Origin of the sequence: Brevundimonas sp. NPDC090276 (genome assembly GCF_044772165.1) — a bacterium.
Taxonomy (GTDB): Bacteria; Pseudomonadota; Alphaproteobacteria; order Caulobacterales; family Caulobacteraceae; genus Brevundimonas.
On record NZ_JBIVYK010000002.1, the window covers coordinates 980,289 to 996,088 of the forward strand.

Annotated in this window: 18 protein-coding genes and 1 tRNA gene; 6 read left to right on the forward strand and 13 right to left on the reverse strand. The window is 66.8% G+C overall.

Annotation, left to right across the window (positions count from 1 at the left end):
• Positions 1–96 precede the first annotated feature (96 nt).
• Together recJ and ACIQTU_RS10580 are read right to left on the reverse strand one after the other, a co-directional pair.
• On the reverse strand, positions 97–1,899 hold the full coding sequence (gene recJ, locus ACIQTU_RS10575) for a single-stranded-DNA-specific exonuclease RecJ (protein ID WP_400546351.1): 1,803 nt from the start codon (positions 1,897–1,899) through the stop codon (positions 97–99).
• 63 nt (positions 1,900–1,962) lie between these two features.
• Entirely contained in the window at positions 1,963–2,427 is a 465-nt protein-coding gene (locus ACIQTU_RS10580; protein ID WP_400546354.1) for a hypothetical protein, read from the reverse strand.
• 65 nt (positions 2,428–2,492) lie between these two features.
• Between ACIQTU_RS10580 and phaC the strand changes: the two genes are divergently transcribed.
• Entirely contained in the window at positions 2,493–4,445 is a 1,953-nt protein-coding gene (gene phaC / locus ACIQTU_RS10585; RefSeq protein ID WP_400546357.1) for a class I poly(R)-hydroxyalkanoic acid synthase, read from the forward strand.
• Positions 4,442–4,819: a hypothetical protein gene (locus tag ACIQTU_RS10590; RefSeq protein ID WP_400546360.1), complete on the forward strand. Its 378-nt coding sequence runs from the start codon at positions 4,442–4,444 to the stop codon at positions 4,817–4,819. The genes phaC and ACIQTU_RS10590 overlap by 4 nt, the downstream gene beginning before the upstream one ends.
• Here the strand turns inward: ACIQTU_RS10590 and msrB are convergent.
• From msrB to rplM, 4 genes are all read right to left on the reverse strand, one after another.
• Positions 4,807–5,304 carry a peptide-methionine (R)-S-oxide reductase MsrB gene (msrB, locus tag ACIQTU_RS10595; RefSeq protein ID WP_400546363.1) on the reverse strand — a complete coding sequence of 166 codons (498 nt, stop codon included), beginning with the start codon at positions 5,302–5,304 and terminating at the stop codon, positions 4,807–4,809. The two genes, ACIQTU_RS10590 and msrB, sit on opposite strands and share 13 nt — an antisense overlap.
• A 31-nt stretch (positions 5,305–5,335) precedes the next feature.
• Entirely contained in the window at positions 5,336–6,271 is a 936-nt protein-coding gene (gene argC, locus ACIQTU_RS10600) for an N-acetyl-gamma-glutamyl-phosphate reductase (protein WP_400546366.1), read from the reverse strand.
• 86 nt (positions 6,272–6,357) lie between these two features.
• Complete coding sequence (gene rpsI, locus ACIQTU_RS10605; protein ID WP_400546369.1) at positions 6,358–6,846, reverse strand: 30S ribosomal protein S9; 489 nt, start codon at positions 6,844–6,846, stop codon at positions 6,358–6,360.
• A 2-nt stretch (positions 6,847–6,848) separates the two neighbouring features.
• Positions 6,849–7,325 (reverse strand): 50S ribosomal protein L13, encoded by a 477-nt coding sequence (rplM, locus tag ACIQTU_RS10610; protein WP_400546372.1) that lies wholly within the window; start codon positions 7,323–7,325, stop codon positions 6,849–6,851.
• Positions 7,326–7,647: 322 nt separating this feature from the next.
• Here rplM and ACIQTU_RS10615 point away from each other — a divergent pair, with 322 nt between their 5' ends.
• Positions 7,648–9,057, forward strand: coding sequence for an alkaline phosphatase PhoX (locus tag ACIQTU_RS10615; protein ID WP_400546375.1), 1,410 nt, complete (start codon positions 7,648–7,650; stop codon positions 9,055–9,057).
• On the opposite strand, the gene ACIQTU_RS10620 is transcribed toward ACIQTU_RS10615, so the two are convergent.
• A complete protein-coding gene (locus tag ACIQTU_RS10620; protein WP_400546378.1) occupies positions 9,026–10,093 on the reverse strand; it encodes a COX15/CtaA family protein in 1,068 nt (355 codons plus the stop codon). The two genes, ACIQTU_RS10615 and ACIQTU_RS10620, sit on opposite strands and share 32 nt — an antisense overlap.
• Positions 10,094–10,224: 131 nt before the next feature.
• On the opposite strand from ACIQTU_RS10620, the gene ACIQTU_RS10625 reads away from it, so the two are divergent.
• Together ACIQTU_RS10625 and ACIQTU_RS10630 are read left to right on the forward strand one after the other, a co-directional pair.
• Positions 10,225–10,479: a transglycosylase gene (locus ACIQTU_RS10625; protein ID WP_400546381.1), complete on the forward strand. Its 255-nt coding sequence runs from the start codon at positions 10,225–10,227 to the stop codon at positions 10,477–10,479.
• The gene (locus ACIQTU_RS10630; RefSeq protein WP_400546384.1) at positions 10,479–10,688 is read left to right on the forward strand and encodes a DUF2842 domain-containing protein; all 210 of its coding nucleotides are present in this window, start codon (positions 10,479–10,481) and stop codon (positions 10,686–10,688) included. Before ACIQTU_RS10625 ends, ACIQTU_RS10630 begins: the two co-directional genes overlap by 1 nt.
• 5 nt (positions 10,689–10,693) lie before the next feature.
• Here the strand turns inward: ACIQTU_RS10630 and ACIQTU_RS10635 are convergent, their stop codons facing one another.
• Positions 10,694–11,143 carry an RrF2 family transcriptional regulator gene (locus ACIQTU_RS10635; protein WP_400546387.1) on the reverse strand — a complete coding sequence of 150 codons (450 nt, stop codon included), beginning with the start codon at positions 11,141–11,143 and terminating at the stop codon, positions 10,694–10,696.
• 278 nt (positions 11,144–11,421) lie between these two features.
• On the opposite strand from ACIQTU_RS10635, the gene hmpA reads away from it, so the two are divergent.
• Entirely contained in the window at positions 11,422–12,633 is a 1,212-nt protein-coding gene (gene hmpA / locus ACIQTU_RS10640) for an NO-inducible flavohemoprotein (RefSeq protein ID WP_400546390.1), read from the forward strand.
• Positions 12,634–12,757: 124 nt separating this feature from the next.
• Here the strand turns inward: hmpA and ACIQTU_RS10645 are convergent.
• The 5 genes from ACIQTU_RS10645 to plsX all read right to left on the reverse strand — a co-directional run bounded on the left by ACIQTU_RS10645 (position 12,758) and on the right by plsX (position 15,757).
• Positions 12,758–12,834: transfer RNA gene (locus ACIQTU_RS10645), tRNA-Pro, on the reverse strand.
• Between the two features lie 71 nt (positions 12,835–12,905).
• The gene (locus ACIQTU_RS10650; RefSeq protein ID WP_400546393.1) at positions 12,906–13,322 is read right to left on the reverse strand and encodes a MerR family transcriptional regulator; all 417 of its coding nucleotides are present in this window, start codon (positions 13,320–13,322) and stop codon (positions 12,906–12,908) included.
• A gap of 6 nt (positions 13,323–13,328) precedes the next feature.
• A complete protein-coding gene (locus ACIQTU_RS10655; protein ID WP_245945209.1) occupies positions 13,329–13,637 on the reverse strand; it encodes an integration host factor subunit alpha in 309 nt (102 codons plus the stop codon).
• 72 nt (positions 13,638–13,709) lie between these two features.
• Positions 13,710–14,687, reverse strand: a complete 978-nt coding sequence (locus ACIQTU_RS10660) for a beta-ketoacyl-ACP synthase III (protein ID WP_400546397.1) — start codon at positions 14,685–14,687, stop codon at positions 13,710–13,712.
• Complete coding sequence (gene plsX / locus ACIQTU_RS10665; RefSeq protein WP_400546400.1) at positions 14,684–15,757, reverse strand: phosphate acyltransferase PlsX; 1,074 nt, start codon at positions 15,755–15,757, stop codon at positions 14,684–14,686. The genes ACIQTU_RS10660 and plsX overlap by 4 nt, the downstream gene beginning before the upstream one ends.
• Between the last annotated feature and the right edge of the window lie 43 nt (positions 15,758–15,800).

Sequence of the window (15,800 nt, forward strand, 5' to 3'; positions counted from 1 at the left end):
GACCGGGGTAATAGCCGTCGATTCCGCCGCTTGCAAGCGCTTGCTGCGCAGTTTGTGCGACTTTTTCAAAGACCTGCGCTCGGCCAGGCTTGAAGCTCAGGCCATGCGCGGGTCGGCCACGTCCTCGATCTCGAACTGCACCCCGCGACGGCCGTTCCAGTCGTCCGCCTTCAGTCGCCCGACCAGGTTCAACCCGCCCTGCCCCGCCAGCAGCGCCTTGCCCCCGGGCAGGTCGGCGCAGCGCCAGGCGATAGCCCGCACAGAGGCCCCGTCCGGCCCCACCAGACGACACCGCACATGACCGCCGTTCATGGCGACGGGCTCGCGCGCCTGCACGCCTTGCAGGGCGAACAGGGGTTCGGGGTTGGCCGGTCCATAGGGCGCCAGCTGCTCGAAGGCCTCAAACAGGTCGCGGGTCGCCGCGCGCGGATCGATCAGGGCGTCCACCTCGACCCAGTCCTGGGCCACAGCCTCGGCGCGCTCGCCCAGCAACTGGTCGTTGAGGAAGGCGCGCAGCTCGTCGATGCGGTCCGCCGCCACCGTCAGACCCGCCGCCATGGCGTGCCCGCCCCCGGCGATCAGCACGCCTTCGTTCCACGCCGTCTGCACGGCGCGGCCCAGGTTCATGCCCGGCTGCGACCGGCCCGAGCCCTTGCCCACGCCGTTGACGGCGTCGACGCCGATAACGATGACCGGCTTACGCCAGCGTTCGCGCAAGCGCCCCGCCACAATGCCGACCACGCCGGGGTGCCAGTCCTCGCCCGAGACCACGACCAGAGCCGACTCGTCAGCGTGCGCGCCCGTGGCCTCAACGCGGCGCACGGCCTGCTCCGTCACCTGAGCCTCGACCTCACGGCGAGCGATGTTCAGGGCATCCAGCTCCTGCGCCAGCATCCTGGCTTCGTCGGCGTCGTCGGTGGACAGCAGGCGCGCGCCCAGGTCCGACTTGCCGATCCGGCCACCCGCATTGATGCGAGGTCCCAGGATGAAGCCTGCATGATTGGACTTGGCCGGTCCTAGCTCGGCCCCGGCGGCGGCCAGCAGGGCGCGCAGCCCCGGGTTCTTCCAGTCCGACATGACCTTCAGGCCCAGACTGGTCAGGGCGCGGTTGAACCCCGTCAGCCCCGTCACGTCGCAGATGGCGCCCATGGCGGCCAGATCCAGCCACTGGCGGATGTCCGGTTCGGTCTTGCCCTCAAACAGGCCCCTCGCCCGCGCCTCGCGGTTCAGCGCCGCCAGCAGGACGAAGACCACCCCCGCCGCCGCCAGATTGCCCTGCCCGGAATTACAGCCCGGCCGGTTCGGATTGACCACGGCCAGACAGGCCGGCGGCTCCTCGCGCATCATGTGGTGATCGATGACCACGACGTTCAGCCCGATGGCCGCCGCGTGGGCCACGGCCTCGTTGGCCGCCGCCCCGCAGTCGACGGTGATGACCAGATCGGCGCCGCGCGCCTTCAGCGTGTCAAACGCCCGCGCGCTGGGGCCGTATCCCTCCGTCAGGCGATCTGGGACATAGATGGGCAGGTCCGCGCCCAGCGTGCGGAACCAGCGCACCAACAGGGCCGCACTGGAGGCGCCGTCCACGTCATAGTCGGCGAAGACGTGGATGCTGGTGCCCGCCTGCAAGGCGTCGATGATGGCGGTCGCCGCCGTATCCATGTCCATGAAGCTGGACGGATCGGGGAACAGGGCCCGCAGCGTCGGCGTCAGGAAGTTCTGCCCCTGATCCGCCGCCACGCCGCGCGCGGCCAGCGCCCGCGCCATGGGTTCGTCCAGATCCAGGGCCTGCATATGGGCCCGAATGGTCGACGCCTCGGCCGGACGCTGCCGCCAGGCGCGCCCCGACAGGGACCGCGAAACGCCGAGAAAGGCGGGAGCACTGCTGCCGTCAGCCATGAGGAATCCTTGTCAGCCCGGCCATCATTCCGGGATTCTGTCGTCCAGACGACAGGGAGCGCTTCAGGGACGCTGGCGGTCGATCGGCGGCGGCGCGGCGGCGCGCCGACGCAGGGCTTCGGCGAAGGCCTCGACCTCTTCCGGCGTCTGGGCGCCGATCGCAGCCATCTTGGCCGGATCAAAGCGACGCTGGATCGAAGCCACAAAGGCCGCCGGATCGCTGTCCAGCGTCCAGTCGATGCCCGCCACCTGGCTCGCCAGCGCGCCGCTGTCGGCGTTCAGCGTTTGCACATTGGCCGCCACCTGGGCCGGTTGTGGCACATCCGTCGGCGTCGCCGGAAAATCGGCCCAGCGCGGGTACTGCCGGTGCGCGTCCACCAGTTCCTGAACGCGGGGCGCCAAAGGCGAAGTCGCGTCCGTCTGCGGGTCGAACGAGCCGACGCAGCCGCTCGTGAGCAGCAGCAAACCGGTCATCGCCGGCACGATGGTCTTTTTCGACAGGAACACGTTCATCTCACCCCCGGTCATATGCCATCATCGTTCCCGGAGGAAGGCTCGCGACCCGACGCGAGGCCGGTTCCGGAGGTTCGCCCATGGCCAAGCGCCCGACCAAGGCTCCCCCCGCCCCGCTGCCGGCCGCCGCCGCGCCGCGCAAATCCGGGCGTCCGACCTCGGCCAAGCCGCGAGCCAAGAAGGCCCCACCGCCCGACGCCCCGCCCGAATCGCCCAAAGCCGACACCCCGCCTCAACCTGAGGCCGCCGCCGATCCCTTCGCTTTCGGCGCCGATCAGCGCCATCTGCTGGAAACCCTGTCGCTGAACCTGGCCAAGGCCGCCATGACGGCCCAGTCGGCCATCGCCGAGGCGGCCCTGTCCCAGGCCGACCGCCCTGCCGCCCTGTCGCCCGATCCGTTCAACATTGCCCCGGCCATGACCTCGGTCATGACCAGCCTGGCCGCACGCCCCGAAAAGCTGTTCCAGGCCCAGGCCGACCTGTTCGGCCGCTACATGGACCTGTGGTCCACGACGGCCCGCCGCGCCATGGGCGAAGAGGTCGCCCCCGCCCCCTCCACCGACAAGCGCTTCCGCGACCCGGCCTGGAGCGAGAACCCGGTCTTCGACGTCATGCGCCAGTCCTATCTGGTCACCTCCGACTGGATGAACGGCCTGGTCTCCAGCGTCGAGGACGTCGATCCACGTGTGAAGCGTCGGGCCGAGTTCTTCACCAAGCTGCTGACCGACGCCTTCTCGCCCGCCAACTTCCTCGCCTCCAACCCGGCGGCGCTCAAAGCCCTGGCCGAGACGGGCGGCGAGTCGCTGGTCAAGGGGATGCAGAATTTCGCCGCCGACCTGGAGCGCGGCGCCGGCAAGCTGAAGATCAGCCAGGCCGACTACGGCCAGTTCAAGGTCGGTGAAAACGTCGCCACCGCCCCCGGTCAGGTGGTCTGGCGCGACGAGCTGTTCGAACTGATCCAGTTCGACGCCGCGACCGAAACCCAGCACGCCGTCCCGCTGCTGATCTTCCCGCCGTGGATCAACAAGTTCTACATCATGGACCTGCAGCCGGCGAACTCGCTGATCCGCTGGCTGTCGGCCCAGGGCTTCACCGTCTTCGTCTGCTCCTGGGTCAACCCGGATCAGGACAAGGCCCAGTTCGGCTTCGACGACTACCTGCACAAGGGCGTTTATCGCGCCGTCGAAAAGACGCTGGAGCAGACCAACCAGAAACAGCTGAACGCCGTCGGCTACTGCATCGGCGGCACCCTGCTGGGGGCGGCCCTGGCCCACATGGCGGCACGCCAGGACGCCCGCGTCGCCTCGGCCACCTTCTTCGCCGCCCAGCACGACTTCGCCGAGGCCGGCGACCTGCTGCTGTTCACCGACGAACACTGGCTGGCCGAGATCGAGCAACAGATCGACGCCGCCGGCGGGGTCCTGCCCGGCGCGGCCATGGCCGACACCTTCAACGCCCTGCGCGCCAATGACCTGATCTGGTCCTTCTTCGTGTCCAACTATCTGATGGGCAAGGCGCCGCCGGCCTTCGACCTCTTGTTCTGGAACGCCGACCAGACGCGGATGCCCAAGCGCCTGCACCTCGACTATCTGCGTCGCATGTACGGCCAGAACGCCCTGGCGAAAGGCGAGTTCGAGATCGACGGTGAGCGCACCGACCTGTCAACGGTCCGCACGCCCCTCTACTTCCTGGCCAGCCGCGAGGACCACATCGCGCCTATGAACTCGGTCTATCGCTCGGCGCGGCTGTTCGGCGGGCCGGTGACCTACACCCTGGCCGGTTCGGGCCACATCGCCGGGGTCATCAATCCGCCTGCCGCCAACAAATACCAGCACTGGACCAACCCCGCCCTTCCCGAGACGCTCGCGGAATGGCAAGCGGAAGCGCAACAACACCCGGGCAGCTGGTGGAATCACTGGGCCGCCTGGCTGCACGAAAGATCGGGCGAACAGATCCCCGCCCGCGACCCGGAGACAGGCCCGCTGAAGCCCATCGAGCCCGCGCCCGGCGCCTATGTGAAAGTGAAGTCTTGAAGCGTATCGAACCCAACCTGCTGCTGGCCCTGGCCACCGCCGTCCCGCTCGCCCTTCTGATCGCCACCGCCAGCCTGTTCGGCGAACCGGGCAAGACGCTGAAATATGTCCTGCTGGCCGTCGTCTGCACGGTCGGGTTCGTCGTCTTCAACGGCATGATGTCCAAGCGCATGGGCCTGCAGCGCCCGCCGATGATCCACCCCGAGGCCGCTTCAACCGCGGTCTGGGCCAGCCTCTTCCCGCTGGCGCTGATCCTGGGCGCCGCCGTGCCGGTCTTCTTCCCCGGTCATGACTACGGCCTGCTGGTTGTCATCGGCGCTGTCTGGTTCGGCGTGACGGTCGAATCCGCGCTCAAGGCCCGTCAGGCGGGCTGAAACGTCAGCGCCACGCCGTTGTTGCAGTAGCGCCGCCCGGTCGGCGGCGGCCCGTCCATGAACAGATGCCCCTGATGCCCCAGACAGCGGGCGCAGTGGTACTCGGTGCGGGCCACGCCGATCAGGCGGTCGGTCTTGGCGCCGATATTGTCCTGCATGACCCGCGTGAAACTGGGCCAGCCGGTGCCGCTGTCGTACTTCCACCCCGACTGGAACAGTGGCAGGGCGCAGCCCTTGCAGACGAAGACGCCGCGCCGATGCTCGTCGTTCAAGGGGCTGCTGAACGGCTGCTCGGTCCCCTCATGCCGCAGCACGCGCCACGAGGCCTCGCCCAGCCGCCGCCTCCATTCCGCATCGCTGATCCGGCGAAAGGGCGAGTTCGCCCACTGCCCTTCCGACGCGTCCGCCGCCTCGGGCGCACAGCCCGACAGGGCGACGGCGACGCCGCCCAGAAATACGGACCTTCGATCGAATACGGCGTCCATGCCCCCTATACGGCGGCCGGGCGCATTTGGTTCAGATCAGGCCGGTCGCCTCGTCCAGACCCAGCATGATGTTGAGGTTCTGCACCGCCGCGCCCGAGGCGCCCTTGCCCAAGTTGTCGAGCATGGCGACCAGACGCGCCTGCTCCCCACCCCGATCACCAAAGACGTGCAGACGCATCCGGTTTGTGCCGTTCAGGGCCTCCGGCTCGATGCCCGTCATGGCCTCGGTTTCATCCAGGTCGGCGACCTCGACGAAGCGCTGGCCGTCGTAGGCTTCCAGCAGGGCCCCATGCAGCCGCTCGACCGAGGGCGTCTCCGGCAGGGCCGACAGGTGCAGCGGAACCTCGACCAGCATGCCCTGGCGATAGGCGCCCACGGCAGGCGCGAACAGGACGTCGCGCGACAGGCCCGTGTGCTTCGTCATTTCCGGCACGTGCTTGTGCTTCAGCGTCAGGCCATAGGCACGGAAGGCGGTGGACGCGCCCTCAGCCTCGAACTCGGCGATCATGGCCTTGCCGCCGCCGGAATAGCCCGAGACCGCATTGACCGTGACCGGATGCCCAGCCGGCACCAGCCCGGCCCGCACCAGAGGCCGCATCAGGCCGATGAAGCCGGTCGGATAGCAGCCAGGGTTCGACACCCGCGTCGAGGCGGCGATGGCCGCGCGCTGCTCCGCATCCATCTCGGCGAAGCCATAGGTCCAGGCCGGATCGACCCGGAACGCCGTCGAGGCGTCGATGACCCGCACGCTGGGGTTCTCGATCATCGACACGGCTTCCTTCGCCGCATCGTCGGGCAGGCACAGGATGACCGCATCGGCGCTGTTGAGCGCCTCGCGCCGCGCCTCCACGTCGCGCCGACGGTCGCCCAGCAGGATCAGCTCCAGATCGTTACGCGCCTCCAGACGCTCGCGGATCTCCAGCCCCGTGGTCCCGGCCTCGCCGTCGATGAAGATGGTGTGGGTCATGTTGTCGGTCTGGTCCTGTTTTCGGACAGAAAAAGGGCGCTCCGGGTTTCCCCGAAGCGCCCCAAATCCAAATCGCCTGAAAGCGATTAGCGCTTCGAGAACTGGAAGCTGCGGCGTGCCTTGGCGCGGCCGTACTTCTTACGTTCGACGACGCGGCTGTCGCGGGTCAGGAAGCCGTGCGGCTTCAGGACCTTGCGCAGTTCCGGCTCGTAGTGCGTCAGAGCGTGCGACAGGCCGTGGCGGATGGCGCCGGCTTGACCCGACAGACCCGAACCTTCGACGGTGCAGATCACGTCGTATTGCGTGGCGCGGTCCGAAACGGTCAGCGGCTGAGCGATCATCATGCGCAGCACGGGACGAGCGAAGTAAACTTCCTGGTCCTTGCCGTTGATGGTGATCTTGCCGGTGCCCGGCTTGACCCAGACGCGAGCGATCGCGTTCTTGCGCTTGCCGGTCGAGTAGGCGCGGCCTTGGGCGTCCAGCTTTTGCGTATAGACCGGGGCATCGGACTCGGCCGAGGCGGTCAGGCCCTTCAGGGCGTCGAAGCCGGTGGCTTCAGCAGTCACGTCGGTCATGCTTAGGCGCTCCGGGCGTTCTTGGCGGACATCGACTTGAAGTCGATGGTCTGCGGCTGTTGGGCTTCATGCTCGTGGGCGGCGCCGGCGAACAGACGCAGGTGCGTCATCTGCTTGCGAGCCAGCGGGCTTTCCTTCGGCAGCATGCGCTCGACGGCCTTCTCGAGCACGCGCTCGGGGAAGCGACCGCCCAGAACCTTCTCCGGGGTCGTCTGCTTGATGCCGCCCGGGTGACCGGTGTGGCGATAGTAGACCTTGTCGGTGTTCTTCTTGCCGGTGAACACCACCTTGTCGACGTTGGTGACGACGACGTAGTCGCCCATGTCAACGTGCGGGGTGTAGGTCGGCAGGTGCTTGCCGCGCAGACGGTTGGCGATGAAGGTCGCGAGGCGGCCCACCACGACGCCTTCGGCGTCGATGTGGATCCACTTCTTTTCGACCTCTGCCGGCTTCATCGAAGCCGTAGTGCTCTTCAGCATATTGAGGGTCCTAAAGACGAACGGTGCGGCCCACCCCCATGCAGGAATGAGCGGAAGGCGTGCTGATAGAGGGTCATCCACAGCAGGTCAACATCAGTTCGCGACGTGATTTTAGATCAACATATTGAATTAAAACAACTTACCATAAACGGTATTAAAATACCTGATCGCGACCAGCGCAAACCTCCTTTCTTCTCCCCTTGCGGGAGAAGGACAGCCACCCGCGCCCAAATGGTCGCAGCCACGCAACCGTCACACGACCGTATCGCCCCTGTCGTCCGCAGACGGTCTAAGCTCGACCGTCAAACGGAGTCCCTGCCCCATGCGCCTGCAACGCCGCCAACTGATCTCAACCGGGGCTGCGGCCTTCGCCTTCGCCGGCTTCGCCCGCAACGTCCACGCCCAAAGCGCGGGCGAGGAAACCTACGTCAATCAGGTCGAGGGCTATGGTCCGCTGAAGGCCGATCCCAACGGCCTGCTCGACCTGCCCGAGGGCTTTTCCTACCAGGTCATCTCGCAGAGCGGCGAGACGATGGACGACGGCCTGCTGGTCCCCGGCCAGCCCGACGGCATGGGCTGTTTCGCCCTGACGCCGACCACGGTCGCCCTGGTCCGCAACCACGAACTGAAGGGGTCCAAGGCGCTTCACCGCAACATGGGGCCAGGCGGCTTCCATCATGAGCGCCTCGGCCTGCTGGACGCGTCAAAAGCCTACGACACCTACAAGGACGGCCGCCCCCTGCCCGGCGGCACGACCACCCTGATCTATGACCTCGAGACCCGTCATACGGTGCGTCAGCACCTGTCGCTGGCCGGCACCTCGACCAACTGCTGCGGCGGCCACACCCCGTGGGGCAGCTGGCTGACCTGCGAAGAGACGGTCGAGACCCCGACCGACGCCGACGTCGCCAAATCCCACGGCTGGGTGTTCGAAGTCCCGGCAAACGCCACCGGTCTGGTCGATCCCGTGCCGCTGAAGGCCATGGGCCGCTTCGACCACGAGGCCGTCTGCATCGACCCGCGCACCGGCATCGCCTACCTGACCGAAGATCAGGGCGACGGCCTCTTCTATCGCTTCATCCCAACCGTTCCGGGCCAGTTGGCGCGCGGCGGACGGCTGCAAGCCATGACCTTCAAGGGTCAGCCCGGCGCCGACAGCGCCAACCACGACGCCCGCACCTGGTCGGTCAACGACTGGCGCGAGGTCGAGTGGATCGACATGGACGATGTCGAGGACCCGGCCGGCGACCTGCGCCATCGCGGTCACGCGGCAGGCGCCGTGAAAGTGGCGCGCGGCGAAGGGATCTTCTGGGGCGAGAACGAGCTCTATCTGACCGCCACCTCGGGCGGGCCGCTGCGTCGCGGCCAGATCATGCGCTATGTCCCCTCGCCCGACGAAGGCGGCGCGGACGAGGTCCGCAATCCCGGACGCATCCAGTTGTTCGTGGAAAGCACCGATCTGCGCACCATGAACATGGGCGACAACCTGTGCATCGCGCCTTGGGGCCACCTGATCGTCTGCGAGGACAACTATTCCGATGAGGTGCGCAACCACATCAAGGGCGTGACGCCCGACGGCCGCCTCTACACCATTGCCCGCAACGTCTTCACCGGGAACTCGGAATTCGCCGGGGCCGTGTTCTCGCCGGACGGCAGCGTCCTGTTCGTGAACATCATGTACCCCGGCCTGACCTTCGCGATCAGAGGCCCGTGGAACGCGGTCCGCTCATGAACAGGCGCGGGCGCGAGCGACGAACCAGCCACAGATTAACCGTCGCCGCGCCCAGCACCAAGGCCGCCACCGCCTGGTGCAGCGCGCCCAGCGTGATCGGCACGGCGTGCATCAAGGTGACGACGCCCAGCCCGGCCTGAAGCCACAGCATACCCGCCAGCACAAAGGCCGAAACGCCCAGCCCCTCGGCCAGCCGCCAGCGCCAGGCGTGGATGGCATAGGCCGTCCCCGCCGCCAGCAGGACATAGGCGCCGAGGCGGTGATTGAACTGCACCAGTCCGTGATCGTGCAGGAAGGCCAGCCCGCCCATGCTCCACTCGACCGGAGGGAAGATCGCGCCGTTCATCATCGGCCAGTCGGTGAAGACGAAGCCCGCCTTGGCCCCCGCCACCAGCCCGCCCAGCAGGCACTGAAGGAAAACGCCGACCAGCAACAGGGCCGCGCCCCAGGTCCAGCCGCGCGGCGAACGCGAATGATCCGATCCGCTCCAGGCCTCGAGCCCTGTCCAGATCAGGCCGGCGAAGATCAGGAAGGCCAGACCCAGATGGGTCGCCAGACGTTCGGGGGCCACATCGACACGCTCGGACAGGCCGCTGGACACCATCCACCAGCCGATCAGGCCTTGCAGACCGCCCAGACCCAGCAGAATCAGGCAGCGCCCGATCAACCGCTTCGGCATCCGCCGCATCATCAGGAAGACCAGGAAGGGAACCGCGAAGACCACGCCGATCAGGCGCCCGAACAGACGGTGCAGCCATTCCCACCAGAAGATCCCCTGGAACTCGCCCAGGCTCATGCCGGCGTTGACCTGGGCGTACTGCGGGATGGCCTTGTACTTGTCGAAGGCCTCGGCCCACTCGGCCGCGTTCATGGGCGGGATGGCGCCCATGATGGGCTTCCATTCGGTGATCGACAGGCCCGAACCCGTCAGGCGCGTCACGCCGCCGATGACCACCATGGCGAAGACCATCGCCGCGCTGAAGAAGAGCCACAGCGCCACCGCGCGGCTTTGATCCTGATTTCCGAAACGCTTCATTCGACGCCTGCCGTTCGCCCCGATACACTGTCGCCTTACAAGTCGGGCGACCGGGGCGGTATGCCCCCCCAGCGCGGCAAGATCGAGTCGCATTCGACGCCAAGGCGTCGCACCATTCTAAAGGAGCGCCCGTGGCGCCATATGCGGATATCGCCATCGCCGTCGTCGGCGCTCTGGTTCTGGCCTGGATCGCAGACCTGCTGACCGGCCGTCGCGGTCTGGGCGGGACTATTCTGGTCGCCGCTGTCGGCGCCGGCTGCGGCGCCTTCCTGGCCATCCGCGTCTTTGCGGTGGCCACGCTGGGCGACTGGATCTGGACCGTCTGGTCGCTGGGCGCCGCCGTGATCTGTCTGGTCGCCTTCTTCCTGTTCCGGAGCAAGCGCTGATGGGCGCCCGGACCCGCCGCTTCATCGCCACCATCGGCGTTCTGCTATTCCTGACCTTCTGGGTCTGGGGCGCGGTGTCGATCAACGACGTCCTGCCCAACATCTGGTGGCTGGACCTTATCTTCTTCGCCGTCGCTGGCATCGGCTGGGGCGTGCCCCTGATCCCCCTGCTGCGCTGGGCCGAGCGCGAGCCGACGCCCAAGACCTGACGCGATCAGTCTGCCGCTGATTTCAGCGCGTCCGGCCTGACGCCGTCGAACAGCCCCGCCATGTCCAGACGGCGGCTGGTCAGGTTCTCAAGCGTATAGCCGTCCAGCACCTTCATGAAGGCGGTCAACGCCTGCGCCAAGGCCCCGGTCAGGCCGCAGGCCGGAGCAATGACGCAGCTGCCGCAGTCCACTAGGTCGAAACCGTCTTCGGTATGGCGGACGACGGCCCCGATATTGATCTCTGACGGCGGTCGAGCCAGACGCACGCCGCCAGACCGCCCACGCACGCTCTCCAGATAGCCCGCGCCGACCAGATCGCTGACCACCTTCATCAGATGGTTCTGCGAAATCCCATAGGCGCCCGCGATCTCGGAAATCGAGCACAGCCGATCAGGTCGCGCCGCCAGATAGAGCAGCACGCGCATGGCGTAGTCGGTGTACCGCGTCAGGCGCATCCAAGTCTCCGATCGGCGCGTCACGGCGCCACACGAGAATTATATGCATCCTGCTTGCATGTTTCAAACGGCGCTTATAGATGCATAGCTAATGCATCTTTTGAGTGGATCCGATGATCGGCGCCTCGCAGAATACCCCACCGGCCTCAGCCCCGTTCGTGCTCAGCCCACCCGCGACCGCACGGGCGTCGGTGAAGATGCAAGCTGACGACGCGCCGCCCGACGACTAGGGCGCCGCCCCACCCCGCCCCACATTGCTATCACCTAAGGAGACTCTGATGTCGCAAGCCCTCAGCGAGCGTACGATCGCGCTTGTCAAAGCCACGGTTCCCGCCCTCGAAGCCAAGGGTCTCGAGATTGTTCGCGAGATGTACTCGCGGATGTTCCAGAACCCCGAAATCCGCGACCTGTTCAACCAGTCGCACCACGGCGACGCCGGGTCCCAGCCCCGCGCCCTGACCGGCGCCATCCTGGCCTACGCCAACAACATCGATAACCTGGGCGCCCTGGCCGCGGCTGTCGAACGCATCGCCCAGAAGCACGTCGGGCTGCAAATCCTGCCGGAACACTATCCCCACGTGGCCAAAGCCCTGCTCGGCGCCATCGCCCATGTCCTGGGCGAGGCGGCGACCGAGGAAATCCTGAACGCCTGGGGCGAGGCCTACTGGTTCCTGGCCAATATCCTGATCACGCGCGAAGCCGCCATCTATGACGACCTGGCCTCCGCGAACGGCGGCTGGAAGGGCTGGCGCGCCTTCGAGGTCGCCGAGGTCAAACCCGAGAGCAGCGTGATCACGTCCTTCGTGCTGAAGCCGGTGGACGGCGGCCCGGTACTGCGCCACCAGCCCGGCCAGTACCTGACCTTCTGGTTCGACATCCCCGGCCATCCGCCGGTGAAGCGCAACTACTCCATCTCCTGCGCCCCGAACGACGACACCTATCGCATCTCGGTCAAGCGCGAGGATCACGGCCTGGCTTCGGGCTGGCTGCACGACAACGCCCGCCCCGGCATGGTCCTGAAGGTCGCCGCCCCGGCCGGCGAGTTCTTCCTGCCAGAAACGCCTCAGCGCCCGGTCGTCCTGCTGTCAGGCGGCGTCGGCCTGACGCCGATGGTCTCCATGCTCGAAACCATCGTGGCCCAAAATCCCGACACCCAGGTCCACTATGTCCACGGCGCACGCGACGGCCAAGCGCACGCCATGAGCACCCATGTCCGCCAACTGACCGCAGCCCACCCCGGCGCCCGCAGCAGCACCTTCTATGAGACCACGACGGCGAACGAGGTACAGGGTCGCGACTATGACCACGAAGGTCAGATCAACGGCGCCTGGCTGAGCGAGCAGACCCCGATCAAGGAGGCCGACTACTATCTCTGCGGCCCCCGCCCCTTCTTGCGCGCCCTGGTCGCGGACCTGACGCAAGCGGGCGTTCCGTCCGACCGCATCCACTATGAGTTCTTCGGCCCCGCCGACGAACTGCTGGCGGCCTGACGCTCAAACGCCAAGCCAAGGGGCTGGACGCCTGCGTCCGGCCCTGAGGCGGATTTAAGGGCTGAAATTGCAAAAGGGGTCGCCCGAAAGCGACCCCTTTAACCAACCGATTTCCCTAAGGAAATGGTCGGAGCGACAGGATTCGAACCTGCGACCCCTTGACCCCCAGTCAAGTGCGCTACCAGGCTGCGCCACGCTCCGAAGGCGCTCCGTATAGACGGCGATTCCGCAGTCCGCAAACGCTAAAACGCTCTTTGAACAACAAGTTCGCTTCAGCGCTGCAGAACAGCGTCCAGACGCGCCTTCGCCGACTCCAGGTCGGCCAAAACAGCGCCCAGACGCGCGGAGGCGAAGGGCTGGGCCGAGATAGGAGCCGCCTCTTCCCGCTCGATGTCGGAATCAATCTCCAGCGCCGTGGCCGGGTCGCCATAGGCCGCCAGACGGGCCAGCCCCTGTTCCTTGTGCAGACGCTGGACGCCGCGAATGGTCAGCCCCTCGTCGTGCAGCAACCGACGCACGGCCTTCAGCACCGTGATGTCCTCAGACCGATAGAAGCGGCGGCCGCCCGCGCGCTTCACCGGGACGATGAAGTCGAACTTCGTCTCCCAGAAGCGCAGGACATGCTGCTGCGCGCCGACTTCGTCAGCGGCTTCGGAAATAGTGCGAAAGGCGTTCGGGCTTTTGGCCACAGTAACTTAGTCCTCGACGACCGCGTCGTGGACCCGGCTCTTCATGATTTGCGAAGCGCGGAAGCTGATGACCCGACGCGGATTGATCGCCGCCGGTTCACCCGTCTTGGGGTTGCGGCCCATCCGCGCGCGCTTCTCGCGCACCTGAAAGACGCCGAATCCAGAAAGCTTCACTGTCTCGCCGCGCTCGAGCGATTCGACGACCAGCTCGAGCGTGCGCTCGACCAGACCGGAGCATTCCTGGCGGGAAAGCCCCACCTCGTCATGCACCGCATCGCACAAATCCGCCCGGGTCAGGGTCTCTTGTCCCGTCACTGCGTCTCTCCGCTGCCAATTCGCACGCATAGAAGGGCAAAGTCGCCCCGAATCAAAGCCCTGAATGCAAATCTAGAGACGGAAGGCGCAGGCGCCCCATGTCAGACCGCCGCCCATGGCCTCGATCACCACCAGATCGCCACGCTTGATTCGCCCGTCCTTGATGGCCGCATCCATGGCCAGAGGGATGGACGCCGCAGAGGTGTTGGCGTGCAGAGCCACGGTCGAGACGACCTTGTTCTCGTCCAGCCCCAGACGCTCGCCGACACCGCGAATGATTCGCTGATTGGCCTGGTGCGGCACGAACCAGTCGATCTCGGGGATCTCGACACCCGCCGCCTCCGTCGCGCCGACGATGGCTTCAGAAATGTTCACCACGGCGTGGCGGAAGACCTGATTGCCCAGCATCTTCAGATGGCCGACCGTTCCCGTCGTGGACGGACCGCCGTCGACATAGAGCATGTCCGACTTGGAGCCGTCGCAACGCAGGGCGAAGCCCAGCACGCCCTGATCAGCCTTGGTCCCCTGCCCCTCGCGCGGTTCCAGCACAAAGGCGCCGGCGCCGTCGCCGAACAGGACGCAGGTGGTCCGGTCACTCCAGTCCATCAACCGGGTCATTTCCTCGGCGCCGATGACCAGGGCGCACCTGGCCATGCCGCGCGCGACGAAGCCGTCGGCGACGCTCATGGCATAAACGAAGCCCGAGCAGACGGCCTGGACGTCGAAGGCGATACCGACTGGTGCCCCCAGCTTGGCCTGCACAATGGCGGCGGTGGCGGGAAAGGTCTGGTCCGGCGTGGTGGTGGCGACGATGATCAGATCGACGTCCGCCGCCGTCTTGCCGGCGTCAGCCAGAGCGCGACGGGCGGCCTCGACGGCCAGATCGCTGGTCGGCTCGTCGTCGCGCGCCTGATGGCGCTGATGAATGCCGGTGCGCTCGACGATCCACTCATCCGAGGTGTCGACGAACTTGGCCAGGTCGGCGTTGGTGACGACCTTCTCCGGCAGGAAGGAGCCGACGCCGGTCACGGCGCTGCGGATGACGCTCACTGGTGGGTCTCCCCGATGGTTTCGGCGACGGGCGCGGGCTGGTCCAGGGCGGCGAGCCGTCCCAGATTGGCCCCGACCTTGGCCATGTAGTCGCTGCGCGCCAGATCGACGGCGATGCGGATGGCGTTTCCATAGCCCTGGGGCGTGGCGCCGCCGTGGCTCTTCACGACGATTCCATTCAGGCCCAGCAGAGGCCCGCCGTTAATGGCGTTGGGGTCGATCTTGGCCGCCATACGCTTCAGCGCCGGCATTGCGATCAGGGCGCCCAGCTTGGCGATCGGACCCGAGGTCAGCGCCTCTTTCAGCAGGGCCGAAATGAAGCGTGCCGTGCCCTCGGCCGTCTTCAGAGCGATATTGCCGGTGAAGCCGTCGGTGACGATGACGTCCACCGTGCCCTTGGCGATGTCATCGCCCTCGACAAAGCCGTGATAGGCAAGCGGGATACCGCCCTCGCGCAGGATGGCGTGGGCCTCGCGCACCTCGTCGTGGCCCTTTATGTCCTCGGAGCCGACATTCAGCAGACCGACGGTTGGCTTGGCTACGCCGTGCACCGCCGACTGGAAGGCCTCGCCCATGATGGCGAATTCGATCAGTTGCTTGGCGTCGCTGCCGATGTTGGCGCCCACGTCCAGAACGGCGGTGTAGCCGCGCAGGGTCGGCCAGCTGGCGACAATGGCCGGACGTTCCAGCCCGGGCGCCGCCATGCGCAGGATCAGCTTGGAGATGGCCATCAGGGCGCCGGTGTTGCCGGCGGACACGGCGGCCTTGGCCTCGCCCGTCTTCACGGCCTCGATGGCGTTCCACAGGCTGGAGCCCTTGCCACGACGCATGGCCTGGGCCGGCTTCTCGTCCATGGCCACCACCTTGTCGGTGTGACGCACGTCGCAGGTGGCGTCGGTCAGGCCGCAGCGCGCCATCTCGGCGCGAATCGCGGCCTCGTCGCCATGCAGCAGGAAACGCACGCCCTCGCCGTCATGTCGCGAGAGATAGTCCTTCACGCCGCCGACCACGACCGAGGGACCGTGGTCTCCCCCCATGGCGTCAAGCGAGATCAGTGTTGGGGATGCCAAGTGGAAATGGACTCCGTCGCCGTCTTGTCGCGGCTTCATATAG

Coding starts and splice junctions, on each gene's coding strand:
- recJ (WP_400546351.1), bottom strand. CDS start 1,899: ATGGCTGACGGCAGCAGTGCTCCCGCCTTTCTCGGCGTTTCGCGGTCC.
- ACIQTU_RS10580 (WP_400546354.1), bottom strand. CDS start 2,427: ATGACCGGGGGTGAGATGAACGTGTTCCTGTCGAAAAAGACCATCGTG.
- phaC (WP_400546357.1), top strand. CDS start 2,493: ATGGCCAAGCGCCCGACCAAGGCTCCCCCCGCCCCGCTGCCGGCCGCC.
- msrB (WP_400546363.1), bottom strand. CDS start 5,304: ATGGACGCCGTATTCGATCGAAGGTCCGTATTTCTGGGCGGCGTCGCC.
- argC (WP_400546366.1), bottom strand. CDS start 6,271: ATGACCCACACCATCTTCATCGACGGCGAGGCCGGGACCACGGGGCTG.
- rpsI (WP_400546369.1), bottom strand. CDS start 6,846: ATGACCGACGTGACTGCTGAAGCCACCGGCTTCGACGCCCTGAAGGGC.
- rplM (WP_400546372.1), bottom strand. CDS start 7,325: ATGCTGAAGAGCACTACGGCTTCGATGAAGCCGGCAGAGGTCGAAAAG.
- ACIQTU_RS10615 (WP_400546375.1), top strand. CDS start 7,648: ATGCGCCTGCAACGCCGCCAACTGATCTCAACCGGGGCTGCGGCCTTC.
- ACIQTU_RS10620 (WP_400546378.1), bottom strand. CDS start 10,093: ATGAAGCGTTTCGGAAATCAGGATCAAAGCCGCGCGGTGGCGCTGTGG.
- ACIQTU_RS10630 (WP_400546384.1), top strand. CDS start 10,479: ATGGGCGCCCGGACCCGCCGCTTCATCGCCACCATCGGCGTTCTGCTA.
- ACIQTU_RS10635 (WP_400546387.1), bottom strand. CDS start 11,143: ATGCGCCTGACGCGGTACACCGACTACGCCATGCGCGTGCTGCTCTAT.
- hmpA (WP_400546390.1), top strand. CDS start 11,422: ATGTCGCAAGCCCTCAGCGAGCGTACGATCGCGCTTGTCAAAGCCACG.